9 protein-coding genes are annotated in these 13221 nt (G+C 74.3%); 5 read left to right on the top strand and 4 right to left on the bottom strand.

Annotated features, from left to right (window positions below; translation table 11 throughout):
• Nucleotides 1-63 precede the first annotated feature (63 nt).
• Nucleotides 64-1728 (bottom strand): GH39 family glycosyl hydrolase, encoded by a 1665-nt coding sequence (locus BMZ16_RS12045; protein WP_089800730.1) that lies wholly within the window; start codon nt 1726-1728, stop codon nt 64-66.
• Nucleotides 1729-2045: 317 nt separating this feature from the next.
• Between BMZ16_RS12045 and BMZ16_RS12040 the strand changes: the two genes are divergently transcribed.
• Nucleotides 2046-3191: a YihY/virulence factor BrkB family protein gene (locus BMZ16_RS12040; protein WP_089800728.1), complete on the top strand. Its 1146-nt coding sequence runs from the start codon at nt 2046-2048 to the stop codon at nt 3189-3191.
• Between the two features lie 54 nt (nt 3192-3245).
• Here BMZ16_RS12040 and BMZ16_RS12035 read toward each other — a convergent pair whose 3' ends face one another.
• Together BMZ16_RS12035 and BMZ16_RS19795 are read right to left on the bottom strand one after the other, a co-directional pair.
• Nucleotides 3246-4880: a non-homologous end-joining DNA ligase LigD gene (locus BMZ16_RS12035; protein ID WP_255366630.1), complete on the bottom strand. Its 1635-nt coding sequence runs from the start codon at nt 4878-4880 to the stop codon at nt 3246-3248.
• Between the two features lie 34 nt (nt 4881-4914).
• Nucleotides 4915-5046: a hypothetical protein gene (locus tag BMZ16_RS19795; RefSeq protein ID WP_255366596.1), complete on the bottom strand. Its 132-nt coding sequence runs from the start codon at nt 5044-5046 to the stop codon at nt 4915-4917.
• A gap of 210 nt (nt 5047-5256) precedes the next feature.
• Here BMZ16_RS19795 and BMZ16_RS19295 point away from each other — a divergent pair, with 210 nt between their 5' ends.
• From BMZ16_RS19295 to BMZ16_RS12025, 3 genes are all read left to right on the top strand, one after another.
• On the top strand, nt 5257-5400 hold the full coding sequence (locus BMZ16_RS19295; RefSeq protein WP_177199682.1) for a hypothetical protein: 144 nt from the start codon (nt 5257-5259) through the stop codon (nt 5398-5400).
• Nucleotides 5401-5462: 62 nt separating this feature from the next.
• Nucleotides 5463-7331: a glycoside hydrolase family 15 protein gene (locus BMZ16_RS12030; RefSeq protein ID WP_089800724.1), complete on the top strand. Its 1869-nt coding sequence runs from the start codon at nt 5463-5465 to the stop codon at nt 7329-7331.
• Between the two features lie 159 nt (nt 7332-7490).
• Nucleotides 7491-9371, top strand: coding sequence for a glycoside hydrolase family 15 protein (locus BMZ16_RS12025; RefSeq protein ID WP_089800722.1), 1881 nt, complete (start codon nt 7491-7493; stop codon nt 9369-9371).
• Here BMZ16_RS12025 and BMZ16_RS12020 read toward each other — a convergent pair.
• Entirely contained in the window at nt 9368-11083 is a 1716-nt protein-coding gene (locus BMZ16_RS12020; RefSeq protein ID WP_177199681.1) for a CocE/NonD family hydrolase, read from the bottom strand. The genes BMZ16_RS12025 and BMZ16_RS12020 overlap by 4 nt on opposite strands.
• A 596-nt stretch (nt 11084-11679) precedes the next feature.
• Here BMZ16_RS12020 and BMZ16_RS12015 point away from each other — a divergent pair.
• Complete coding sequence (locus tag BMZ16_RS12015) at nt 11680-13110, top strand: FAD-dependent monooxygenase (RefSeq protein ID WP_089800718.1); 1431 nt, start codon at nt 11680-11682, stop codon at nt 13108-13110.
• Nucleotides 13111-13221: the final 111 nt, after the last annotated feature.

Raw genomic sequence — 13221 nt, 5'->3', positions numbered from 1 at the left:
ACCGCCACCGGCAGGGTGCGCGGGACGGTCGCGCCCGTCGCGGAGGACGGGCGCGACCGTGCGTCAGGACGCGACGAGCGGTCCCGTCTGGACGATGCCCACGACGGCCCAGGCCGGCAGCTCGAGGTCGATCTCCAGGACGCCGTCGTCCGACGCGGTGAGCGTGCTCCGCAGCAGGTCGTCGGCCACCGACCGCAGGTGCGCGGTCTGCGGCAGCGTGAGGTTGACCGGCTCGCCCATCGCGTGCCAGGCCTCCGCGACGTTGCCGTGCTCCCAGTCGAGCTGGACGACGTCGAACGTCGCCCCCGCGGGGAGCCCCGCGACGGTGTGCGTCACGCGGCGGCTCGTGCCCACCTCCGCCAGGCCGCGGGCAGCGGTGTAGCTGTTCTGCGCGAGGACGGACCGGCCGCCCATCTCGTCCGGGTAGTTGAACAGGACGCCGGCGACGCGACCGGTCGCACCGTCCCGCGTCACCATGCCGTGCGGCAGCTCGGCCACCACCTCGTCGCCCAGCTGCGCGAGCATCCGGAACGCGTGGAACGTCGGCTTGTGCAGACCCTGCTCGTTGACGAGCCCGAACCCGCCGTGGAACGGGCCCACGCCCGCCCCGCCCTCCTCGAAGACGTCGGTGAACGTCCAGTACGAGATGGAGTCGGCGAGCGCCGCGCAGCGCAGGTAGGCGCGCGTGATGTACGTGGCGGCGAACAGGGTGTCGTGGCTGCGGTCGCGGCTCGACGGCGACGTCGACCACTCGGTGATGTGGATCTCGGCGCCCGCGTAGGGACTGTCCGCGACGATGCGCTGCAGCAGCGTCAGGTCGTCGTAGGTGGCGTCGACGTACCGGCTGATCGCCTTGGACCCGCCGTCCGGCGTCGCGGCGTAGTCCGTGGGGTACAGGTGCGCGGTGAAGAAGTCCACGGGCAGGTCGCGCTCGTGGCACCAGGCGATGAACTCCTCGACCCACACCGGACGCCAGTCGAGGGCGTCGGGGTCCTCCGCCAGGCCGGTGGCGATCGACTTGCTGCCGTCCTCGTACTCGCCGGCGTACCGGTCGTCGGGGACGAAGACGCTGGTGGACGGCCCGCCGACGAGCAGGCGCTCGTCGATGGCCTTGATGGCGCGCACGCTCGCCTCGTACAGCTCGAAGTACTGGGTGCGGGTGCCGGTCCAGAACTTCGGGACGAGGTTGGGCTCGTTCCACACCTCGAACCGCCACTGCAGCACCTCGTCGATGCCGTAGCGCTCGATCCAGTGCCGCACCGTGGCCGCGACCAGGTCGGCCCAGCGCCCCATGTCGGTGGGCGGGCTGCAGTGCGCCTTCCACCAGAACAGGGTCTCGGTCTGCGTCGCCAGGTCGCGTGGCATGAAGCCGAGCTCGACGAAGGGCCTGGCGCCGGTCTCGAGGATGAAGTCGAAGACCTTGTCGACGTAGCTGAACGTGTGGACCGGCTCCGCGAGCGGCGTCGGCGGACCGAAGCCGCCGCCCCCGCCGTCGTTGCCGCGGTACACGAACATGTCGTCGTGGAAGAGCCCGTGGAAGCGCACGTAGCGGGCGCCGAGCACGTCGACGGCCTCGCGGAAGTGCGCCTGCCAGTCGGCGCGCAGCGCCTCGTTGGCGCGGCCTGCGCCGACGCACTGGTTCCACACGTGGTGCAACGGGCGACCGTGGGCTGCGGCGCCGTCCACGGTGAGCGGGCGGGGGGTGTCGGACTGCGCCGGCGCGGCCATGCCGTCTCCTCGTCGAGATCGAAACAGTTTCGCAACGCCTCGGTTGCGGGTTGCGACCGTACGGTGCCAGCCCTGGACAGTCAAGGCATCCTGCCTGCGACGTCGCACGGACCATGCACGGCGCCGCGTCTCGAAACCATTTCGGGCACTTCGCGTCACCTGGGGCGCGCGACCTCCGCCGCGCGCGGTCGAGGACGGGGCCCGGTCGCCCTCGCACCGCGCTGCCGGTGCGACGGCCGACGGCCCTGACGTGCGGCACCCGGTCGTCCCCCCCATGCTGGCTGGTGCCCCTGACGTGACCCGCACCGGGAGTGCCCATGAGCTCCGCGACCCCCGCGCCGGCCGACGACGCCACCGGTGCTGCCGCCCACAAGGCCGACGCGCCGAGCCCCGACGACCCCCGCAAGCCCGGCTCCCCCACCGACCTGCACAAGCCGTCGTGGCTGTACGTGCTGCGGACCACGGTGCGGGAGTTCCTCGGCGACCAGTGCACGGACCTGGCCGCGGCGCTGACCTACTACGCCGTCCTGGCGATCGCCCCGGCCCTGCTGGCCGTCGTGTCGCTGCTGTCGCTCGTGGACGACCCCGACGAGACCGTCCAGGGCATCGTCGACCTGGCGACCGACGTCGGTGCGGGCGAGCAGGTCGAAGGGCTGCGTCCGGTGCTGGAGCGCCTGACGGACGTCCCCGCGGCCGGGTTCGCCCTGGTCCTCGGCCTCGTCCTGGCGCTGTGGTCGGCCTCCGGGTACGTCGCCGCGTTCAGCCGCGGCATGAACCGCATCTACGAGGTCGACGAGGGCCGCCCGATCTGGAAGCTGCGCCCGGTGCTGCTGCTGCTGACCGCAGTGCTCGTCGTCATCGCCGTGCTGGTCGTCGCCCTGCTGGTGCTGTCCGGTCCGGTCGCGGAGGGCATCGGCGAGGCCGTGGGCCTCAGCTCGACCGTCGTGACGGTCTGGCAGGTCGTCAAGTGGCCGATCGTGCTGTTCCTCGTGGTCATGGCCGTCGCGCTGCTGTACCACGGGACCCCGAACGTGCGGCAGCCGAGGTTCCGGTGGATCAGCCTCGGCGCCTTCCTCGCGATCGTCGTCTGGGTGCTCGCGACGGCCGGCCTGGGCCTGTACGTCAGCAGCTTCGCCGACTACGACCGGACGTACGGCTCGCTCGCCGGCGTGATCGTGCTGCTGCTGTGGCTCTGGCTGACCAACCTGGCCCTGCTGTTCGGTGCCGAGCTGGACGCCGAGCTCGAGCGCGGCCGTGAGCTGCAGGCGGGCCTGGAGGCCGAGCGCACCCTGCAGCTGCCCCCGCGCGACACCCGCGCCAGCGAGAAGCGTCAGTCACGCCTCGAGAAGGACGTCGAGCGCGGGCGCGCCCTGCGCGAGACCGCGGCGCGGCGCACGGGGAGCGCGAACGCGGACGACGGGGACACCGGGGACGGCGGCACGCGCGCGACACCCGGCGCCTGAGCGGCGCCGCCGCCGGGTCGTCCGCCCGCGGACCGAGGTCAGCGCGGGGCGCCCTCAGCGCAGCGGCGGCAGCACCTGGTCACCCGCGAGCGCGCCACGGAACGGGTCGCCGCGCTCCGCGACGCGGTCCAGGACGGTGCGGACGGTGAAGGCGTCGGGGCGCAGCCACTCGGCGTCGAGCTCGTCCCACGTGATCGGCGCGGACACCGGCGCACCCGCCGCAGCCCGAGGGCTGTACGGCGCCACGAGCGTCTTGTTCACCGCGTTCTGCGTGTAGTCGAGCCGCGCCTGACCACCGCGCTCCCGCACCTCCCAGCGCCAGCTCACCAGGTCGGGCACGACCTTGCCGACGGTCCGCGAGAGCCGCTCGACCCAGGCCCGTGTCTCGTCGAACGACGGCCCCACGGTCACGGGCACCCACACCTGGATGCCGCGGCGCCCGGTGAGCTTGGGGAACGCCCGCACGCCGACGTGCTCGAACGCGTCGCGGTGCAGCCGGGCGAGCAGCACCAGGTCGTCCCAGGCCGTCGACGGACCGGGGTCCAGGTCCACGAGCGCGTACGTCGGCAGGTCCGGCGCCGACGTGCGCGACGTCCACGCGTGCCACTCCAGCGCCCCGAAGTTCGCGGCCCACACCAGCGCCGCCGGCTCGTCGACGACGAGGTACGTGGTCGACTCCCCCGGGTCCACGTCGGGCCGGTCCCAGCGCGGCACCCAGTCGGGCGCGTGGTCCGGCAGCTGCTTGTGCCAGAACCCGGCCGTCGCGGCACCCTGCGGGAAGCGGTGCATGTTGAGCGCCCGGCCCGCCAGGTACGGCAGCGCGACGGGCGCGATGCGCGCCGCGTAGCGCAGCAGCTCGCGCTTGGTCACGGGCGGCTCGCCGTCGCGGCCGGGGAACAGCTCCTTGTCGAGGTTGGTGACGCGCAGGCGCCGCCCGAAGACCTCCCACGTGCCCGACGCACCGAGGTCGTCCAGCGCGGCGAGCTCGTCGTCCGACGGGCCGGCGACCTGCGGCGCCGCCGGGTGCGTCTCGACCTCCGCCTCGGCAGCCGGGACACCCGAGCGCCACAGCCGGTCCGGCGCCGCCGCGACCTCGTCGTTCGTGCGCCCCGACACCACCGACGTCGGGTGGTCCTCGGCGTCCCAGCCGTCGACGGCGTGCTCGTCCTTCTTGTGGAGCATGAGCCACTGCTCCTTGCCCTCGCGGGCACTGCCGTCGCGGGCACTGCCGTCGCGGGCGCTGCCGTCGCGGGCACTGCCGTCGCGGCGGACCAGCAGGAACTTGCCGCGCAGCCGCTCGCCGTACAGCTCGGCGTGCAGCTGGCCACCCGCGACCTCGGCGGCCGGGTCGTCGCTCTTGTAGGGCTCCCACGTGCCGCGGTCCCACACGATGACGTCGCCGCCGCCGTACTGCCCGTGCGGGATGACGCCCTCGAAGTCCTCGTACTCCAGCGGGTGGTCCTCGACGTGCACCGCCATGCGGCGCGCCTTCGGATCGAGCGTCGGGCCCTTCGGCACCGCCCAGCTCACGAGGACGCCGTCGATCTCGAAGCGCACGTCGTAGTGCAGCCGGCGCGCGCGGTGCCGTTGCACCACGAAGCGACGCTCCGGTCCTGCGGCCCCCGCCGGGGGCGCGCCCGCGGGCTCGGCCGTGCGCGTGAAGTCACGCATCGACCGGTAGGTGCCCAGCGCGTCGGGCGCCTCCGGCGGCTTGGGGGTGGCGTCAGCCTTCCGTGGCGTCGGGGTCCTCCTCCGGCTCGAACGTGCTCGGCTCGTCGGTCGCGGTGCCACCCACGCCGTCGTCGGACAGCTCGTCGGCGCCCGTGCCGCCGCGGCCGTCGTCTGTCTCGCTCATGGGAGCCTCCTGCGTCGTCGGACGTGCGTCCGCCCAGCGTGCGTCGGCACCCGCGCACCCGCAACCAGAGCGCCCACCCTCCGGGGTCCCGCCGACCGGTCGAGTGACGGCCGACCAGGCGGCGCCCGCCGAGGTGCGCGACCTGCCGGCGACGGCGATGCTCGATGGGCGCGGCGTCGGCGCCGCGCCACCGGACGCGAAGGAGCGACCATGAGCGAGAACCCCGGACCCGCCTCCCCCGGCACGCCGCACCCGGGCGACGACCCGCACACCGTGGACACCGGCCCGGGTCCGGACCCCGCGGACGTCGGCACGACCGGACCGGACGAGCCGGACGAGCCGGACGAGGGCTGACCCGGGGTGCTGGACCGGCGCCCCGGCTGCGAGTCACCCGTCCAGCACGTACAAAGGACGAGGTGAGCACCCCCCTCGAGGACTACGCCCTGCTGTCCGACCTGCGCACCGGCCCGCTGGTGTCGCGCGACGGCAGCATCGACTGGCTGTGCCTGCCGCGGTTCGACTCCCCCGCGGTGTTCTCCGCCGTCCTCGGCGGGCCCGACGACGGCCGCTGGAAGCTGTCGGTGGTCGACGGCGAGGTCGTCGGGCGCCGCTACCTGCCCCACACCTTCGTGCTCGAGACCACGTGGCGCGGCCCGACAGGCACGGCCCGCGTCACCGACTTCCTGCCGGTGTCGGACCAGCGGGACGACCTGGTGCGCCGGGTGGAGTGCCTCGAGGGCACCGTGGAGGTGGAGCACGACCTGCGCCTGCGCTTCGACTACGCGCGCGCCACCCCGTGGGTGCGCGTCGTGGACCACCACGGGCAGCCGGCGCTGACCTCGCTGGCGGGCCCCGACGGGGTGCTGGTGACCGGCCCGCTGCTGGGCTGGAGCGACGACCACGAGGACGCGATCGAGGATCCGGAGGCCGCGGCCGACCAGCCCGGGGCGTTCACCGGCGGCGACCGGCCCGGCGGCCTCCGGGCGCCCCGCCTGACGGGCCGGTTCCGTCTGGACGCGGGTGACGTGCGCGACTGGGACCTCGCGTGGTTCCCGTCGTACCACGCGCCGCCGGAGCCGATCGACGTGGACCAGGCCCTCGCGGAGACGCTGCGGTTCTGGACGGACTGGTCGTCGAAGGTGACGGTCCGCACCAGCCGGGACCCGCAGGTGCTGCGTTCCATGCTCGTGCTGCGCGCCCTCACCCACGGCGAGACCGGCGGGATGGTCGCCGCGCCCACGGCGTCGCTGCCCGAGGAGGTCGGCGGGGTGCGCAACTGGGACTACCGCTACGTGTGGCTGCGCGACGCGGCGCTGACCATCGAGGTGGCCGTCGCGCACGGGCTGACCGAGGGCGCGTGCCTGTGGCGCGACTGGCTGCTGCGCGCCGTGGCGGGCGACGCCCACGACGTGCGGATCATGTACGGCGTCGGCGGGGAGCGCGAGCTCGACGAGAAGGTGCTCGACCACCTCGACGGCTACGAGGGGTCGCGGCCCGTGCGCATCGGCAACGGCGCCGCGGACCAGTACCAGGCGGACGTGGTGGGCGAGGTGATGATCGCGCTCGGGATGCTGCGCGACGCGGGCGTCGCGGACGACGAGTACACGTGGGGCCTGCAGAAGAGCCTCCTGCGGTTCGCGGAGGAGCACCTGGACCGCAAGGACCACGGCATCTGGGAGATGCGGGGCGAGCTGCACCACTTCACCCACGGCCGGGCGATGATGTGGGCCGCGTTCGACCAGGGCGTGCGCGCGGTCGAGCAGCACGGCCTCGACGGCCCGGTCGAGCGGTGGCGCGAGCTGCGCGCGCGGCTGCGCGAGGAGATCGAGACCCGGGGCTTCGACGAGGAGCTCGACACCTTCACGCAGACGTACGACAACAGCGAGGTGGACGCGTCGCTGCTGCAGCTGCCGCACACCGGGTTCCTCGCCTACGACGACCCGCGCATGCTGGGCACGGTCGCCCGGATCGAGCGGGACCTGGTCGACGAGCACGGGCTGGTGCACCGGTACCGCACGGACACCGGCATGGACGGGTTGGAGGGCGACGAGCACCCGTTCCTCATCTGCTGCTTCTGGCTGGTCGAGCAGTACGCCCGCAGCGGGCGCGTCGAGGACGCCCGGGTGCTGATGAAGCAGCTCGTCGGGTACGCGAACGACCTGGGGCTCCTCAGCGAGGAGTACGACCCGGGGGCGGGCCGGCTCGTCGGCAACTTCCCGCAGGCGTTCAGCCACATCGGCCTGATCCGCGCCTCGGACGCGCTCGCGGACGTGACCGACGACTGATCGCGGCGGCACCGTCGCAGGTCCGCCACGTCCCCGAGGTGCGCGCGGTGCGCCGAGTCGGGATGCTCGACGGGAGCGACGGACGAGCCGTCGCCGGTGCGCAGGAGCCGCGATGAGTCGGACTGCTCGTCCCGCCCGAGGGCGGGGCCGGAGGCCGCGATGAGCACGCCCTTGGAGGACTACGCGCTGCTGTCCGACCTGTGCACCGGCCCGCTGGTGTCCCGTGACGGCAGCATCGACTGGCTGTGCCTGCCGCGCTACGACTCCCCGGCCGTCTTCTCGGCGCTCCTGGGTGGCCCGGACGACGGCCGCTGGCGGCTCTCGGTCGTCGACGGGGAGGTCGTCGAGCGCCGCTACATCCCGCACACCTTCGTCCTGGAGACGACGTGGCGGACCCCGACGGGACGCGTCCGCGTCACGGACTTCCTGCCGCTCACCACCGAGCACGCCGACCTGGTGCGGCGCGTGCAGTGCCTGGAGGGGACCGTCGAGGTGGAGCACGACCTGCGCCTGCGGTTCGACTACGCGCGGGCCACCCCGTGGGTGCGCGTCGTCGAGCGCGGGGACGCGCGTGCGCTGCTGTCGCTCGCCGGCCCGGACGGGCTGGTGCTGTACGGCTCGCTGCTGACCTGGGCGGACGACGACGACGCGGGAGCGGACGACCGGCGTGCAGGACGGCTCGGCAGGTTCGACGCGCAGGCCGAGGGCGGTGCCGGCGCGCCCGCCCCGCGGCTGACGGGCCGGTTCCGGCTGGAGGCCAGGCAGACCCTCGACTGGGACCTCACGGTGTTCCCGTCGCACGAGGAGGAGCCGCCGGCCGTGGACGTCGACAACGCACTCGCCTCCACCATCGAGTTCTGGACGCAGTGGTCGGCGGAACGCCGCGTCGACACCGGCCACAACGCGCAGGTGCTGCGCTCGATGCTGGTCCTGCGGGCCCTCACCCACGCACGGACCGGTGGTGTCGTCGCGGCACCCACCGCGTCGCTGCCCGAGAGCCCGGGCGGCAGCCGCAACTGGGACTACCGGTACGTCTGGCTGCGGGACGCGGCGCTCACGATCGAGGTCGCCGTCGCGCACGGGCACGCGCACGCCGCCCTGCCGTGGCGCAACTGGCTGCTGCGGGCCGTCGCCGGCGACGCGGACCACGTCCAGATCATGTACGGGGTGGGCGGCGAGCGGGAGCTGACCGAGAAGGTCCTCGCCCACCTCGCCGGGTACGAGGGGTCACGCCCGGTGCGCATCGGCAACGGCGCCGCCGACCAGTACCAGGCCGACGTGGTGGGCGAGGTGATGATCGCCCTGGCGCGGCTGCGCGACGCGGGTGTGGCGGAGGACGAGTGGTCCTGGGGGCTGCAGAAGAGCCTGCTGCGGTTCTGCGAGCGGAACCTCGACCGCAAGGACAACGGCATCTGGGAGATGCGCGGCGAGCTGCACCACTTCACGCACGGGCGCGTGATGATGTGGGCCGCGTTCGACCGCGGCATCCGCGCCGTCGAGCACCCGCACGGCCTCGACGGTCCTGTCGAGCGGTGGCGCGAGCTGCGCGAGCAGCTGCGCAGCGAGATCGAGGACCTCGGGTTCGACGCGGAGCTGAACAGCTTCACGCAGGTGTACGGCGGCACCCGCGTGGACGCGTCGCTGCTGCAGCTGCCGCACACGGGATTCCTCGCGCACGACGACCCGCGCATGCTCGGCACGGTCGCCCGCATCGAGTCCGAGCTGGTCGACGACCACGGGCTGGTGCACCGCTACCGCACCGACAACGGCATGGACGGGCTCGCGGGCGACGAGCACCCGTTCCTCATCTGCAACTTCTGGCTCGTTGAGCAGTACGCGCTCTCCGGGCGGCTCGACGAGGCGCAGGCCCTCATGGACCGGCTCCTCGGCTTCGCGAACGACGTCGGCCTGCTCGCCGAGGAGTACGACCCGGTCGAGCGACGGCTGATCGGCAACTTCCCGCAGGCGTTCAGCCACATCGGGTTGATCCGCGCGGCGGACGCGATCGCCGCCGCGCAGCGCCGGCCGTCGGAGGGCTAGTCCTCAGCGGGCTGGTCGTCGGCGGGCTGGTCGCCGGCCACGACGACCGGCAGCGTCAGCCGGGACAGGTGCGCGGCGTCGTGCAGGACCCGCTGGTGCGCGACCACGAAGTCCGCCTCGGCGACGCTCGCGGCGGGCGCGCCCGTGCCGGGGTTGCGGTCGAACCGGGGGAAGCTCGAGCTCGACACGTCCAGGCGGATCCGGTGGCCCGCGGCGAACTCGTGCCCGACCGCACCCAGCTCGACGACCAGCTCGTGCGGCTCGTCCGGGGTCAGCAGCGCCGGGTGCGCGGGGTCCTGCCTGCTGGCGCGCAGGATGCCGTCGACGAGGTTGAGCGCGGTCCCGTCGGGGTGGACGTCCACCAGCTTGGCCGTCCAGTCGGTGTCCGCCGCGCTGGTCGCCGCGTGCAGCGTGAGCCGCACCGTCCCGATCACGCGCACGGGCGCCGGGAGCGGGTCGCCGACGAACCGCAGCACGTCGGTGCGCGCGTCGAGCGGACGCTGGTCGACCGACCCGCACATGCCCGCGGCGTCCCCCTGCGGCAGCAGCGTGTTCCCGCCGCGGGTCGGCACGGGGTCGCGCGGGTCGAACACGTAGCGGCTGGGCGGCGTCCCGTCGGCGGCGGGCCCGGCGGCCAGCGCACCCGGGTGCAGGTGCAGGTCGACGTCGCGGGCCGCGGGCGGCCACGTCGCGTGGTGCGTCCACACGTTCGCCCCGGTCACGAAGACCTGGACCGGCGCGTCCGGGACCGGGACGTCGTCGGAGGCCAGGTGCGCGGCGAGGAAGTCGAGGATCTGGGCGTCGAGGCCGATGGCCGCACCGCTCGCCGCGGGCCCGTGGTCGACGTCGCCGAGGGACCGACCCGCCGGGCCGTGGCTCCACGGGCCCACCACCAGACGCGACCCCGGGTGCCGCGGCTCGCGGGCGAACTCGCGCAGCGAGAGGTCCCGGAACACGTCGTGCCAGCCGGCGACCACGAACGTCGGCAGCGCGGGACGGTCCGGCAGGGCGTGCGCCCGCCAGTAGTCGTCGAGGTGCGCGTGCTCGGCCCAGTCCCGCCACGCAGGGAACAGCTCGTCCAGCACGGGGACGTCCGTCAGCGGCGTGGTGGCGAACCCGGCGGGGAACCCGCCCAGCAGGGCGGCCCACTCCTCCTGCAGCCGCGTGACGTCCTCCCCCGCGGCAGCGCGCCGCGCCAGCGGGACACCCGCCATGGCGGCCGCCCAGCCGAGGGTCGACCCGAGGTTCAGTGCCCCACCCGTGTACGTCAGCGACCACGGGTCGCTCGGGACGACGCCGGTGACCATCGCGCGCAGCGCCGGCGGCGCCCCACCCGCGGCGTACAGCTGGGTCTGCGCGACGTAGCTGCGCCCCGTCGTCGCGACGCGCCCGTTCGACCACTCCTGCTCCGCGCACCACGCGATCGTGTCGACGCCGTCGCGCTGGTCGTCGGCCCAGGGGTAGAACACCCCGTCGGACGCGCCGGTCCCGCGCAGGGCGACCATCACGAGCGCCAGCCCACGCTCCGCGAGCCCCATGAGGTCCGTCTCGAAGCGCGCGTCCGCCAGCGGGTACGGGCTGCGCAGCAGCACCACCGGGACCGGCTCGTCCACCAGCGGGCGCACCACCACGGCCCGCAGCACCGTCCCGTCCCGCATCGGCACCGGCACGTCGTGGTCGGTCCGGGTGGACGGGCGCGGGGACGTGCTCATGCCGGGCTCCTTCGGTGGCGGGGAGCCCATCCTGCCGCGGCCGCGGGGCCACGGGGTGGGACGGCACGCCGGTGGTCGGTCCGGGGCCGGAGCCGGCCGCCGCACGTCGGCACCGCACGGCGGACGCGCACGAAGCCCGAGCGCGGCGGGTCGAGCACGCACGGGGCCAGGCACACGAGAGGCAGGGGACCGAGGTCTCCCTGCCGTAGTCAGACTATGGCGCAGACGGGGGCTTGCCGCAAGGCCCCCGTCGTCGCCCAGGATGGTCGGCCGCGGCCCGGTGTACGCGGGCGCTGGGCGGTGACCACTGGTCAGTTGGGAGCTCCGGCCAGTGACCAGTGGTCAGTTGGGGACAGCAACACGGGGCCGTGGTACCCCCAGGTGACCACTGGTCAGTTGGGGACTCCGGCAGGTGACCACTGGTCAGTTGGGGACTCCGGCAGGTGACCACTGGTCAGTTGGGGACTCCGGCAGGTGACCACTGGTCAGTTGGGGACTGCAGCAGGTGGCTGAAGTGCTCCCGAGTGACCAGTGGCGGGATTCGGCGGTGGCACGTGGTGGCCGCGCGGACGGCGCGGGCGCGGACAGGGGGACGCATGACGGACGTGGTCATCAGTGGCGGCGGGCCGACCGGCATGATGCTGGCCGCCGAGCTGCGCCTGCACGGCGTGGACGTGCTGGTGCTCGAGCGGGACGCCGAGCCGAGCCCGGCGGTGCGGTCGCTCGGCCTGCACCCGCGCAGCATCGAGGTCCTGGACCAGCGCGGGCTGCTCGACCGGTTCCTGGCGCACGGGACGCCGTACCCGCAGGCGGTGGGGCACCTGGCGGGGATCGACCGGCCCGCGCCGGCTGACCTCGACACGGCGCACCGCTACGTGCTCGGCATCCCGCAGCCCGTGACCGACCGGCTGCTGACCGAGCGGGCGGTCGAGCTGGGCACGCGGGTGCGGCGCGGGGCCGAGGTCACGGGCGTCGAGCAGGACGACGAGCAGGTCACCGTCACGCTCGCGGACGGGACGCGGGAACGAGCGCGCTGGCTGGTCGGGTGCGACGGTGGCCGCAGCCTGGTGCGCCGCGCCGTCGGCATCGGGTTCCCGGGTGAGGCGGCGACGGCCGAGTGGATCCTCGCCGAGGTCCAGGTGACCACGCCCCCGGACGAGCTGGCGCGCGTCGTCGCCGCCGTCCGCGAGCGCCACCAGGGGTTCGGTGTCGGGCCCGCGGGTGACGGGCTGCACCGCGCGGTCGTCCCCGCGGCGGCGGTCGCCGAGGACCGCACGGTGCCGCCCACGCTCGACGAGCTGCGCACGCAGCTGCAGGCGTACGCGGGCACGGACTTCGGGGTCCACTCCCCCCGGTCGCTCACGCGGTTCGGCGACGCCACGCGCCTGGCCGACCGGTACCGGGTGGGCCGGGTGCTGATCGCCGGGGACGCTGCCCACGTGCACCCGCCGCTGGGCGGGCAGGGCCTCAACCTCGGCATCCAGGACGCGGTCGACCTGGGCTGGAAGCTCGCGGGGCAGGTGGCCGGGTGGGCGCCGGACGGGCTGCTCGACACCTACGGGGACGAGCGGCGTCCGGTGGCCCAGGACGTGCTGACGCTGACGCGCGCCCAGAGCGAGCTGCTGCGCACCGAGCCCGGTCCGCAGGCGGTGCGGCGCCTGCTCACCGAGCTGATGGCCCTGCCGGACGTGGGACGCCTGCTGGCCGAGCGGGTCAGCGGGACCGGCATCCGCTACGACCTGGGCGAGGGGCCGCCGCTGCTGGGTCGGCGCCTGCGGGACGTCGCCCTGTCCCGCGGCCGGCTGTACTCCCTGCTGCACGCCGGGCGGGGTCTCGTCCTGGATCCCGGCGGGACGCTGTCGGTGGACGGCTGGGACGACCGCGTCGACCACGTCGTCGACTCCACGGACGAGCTCGACCTGCCGGGCGTCCTGCTGCGGCCCGACGGGTACGTGGCCTGGCTCGGTGAGGACCAGGCCGCTCTCGCGGACCACCTGGCGCGGTGGTTCGGTGCGCCGACGCCGTGACGGCGCCGGGACGGCCGGGTGTCTGCCGGACGCCCCCGAGATCGTCATGAGGGTGTGCGGCCGGCACGGCCCGCGACGAGGATGACGACGAGACCGTCCGAGGAGGACGCC

Origin of the sequence: Cellulomonas sp. KH9, assembly GCF_900114185.1 — a bacterium.
Lineage (GTDB): Bacteria > Actinomycetota > Actinomycetes > Actinomycetales > Cellulomonadaceae > Cellulomonas.
Note: the sequence above shows the minus strand (reverse complement) of the source record. Positions and strands in the feature narration are given on the sequence as shown.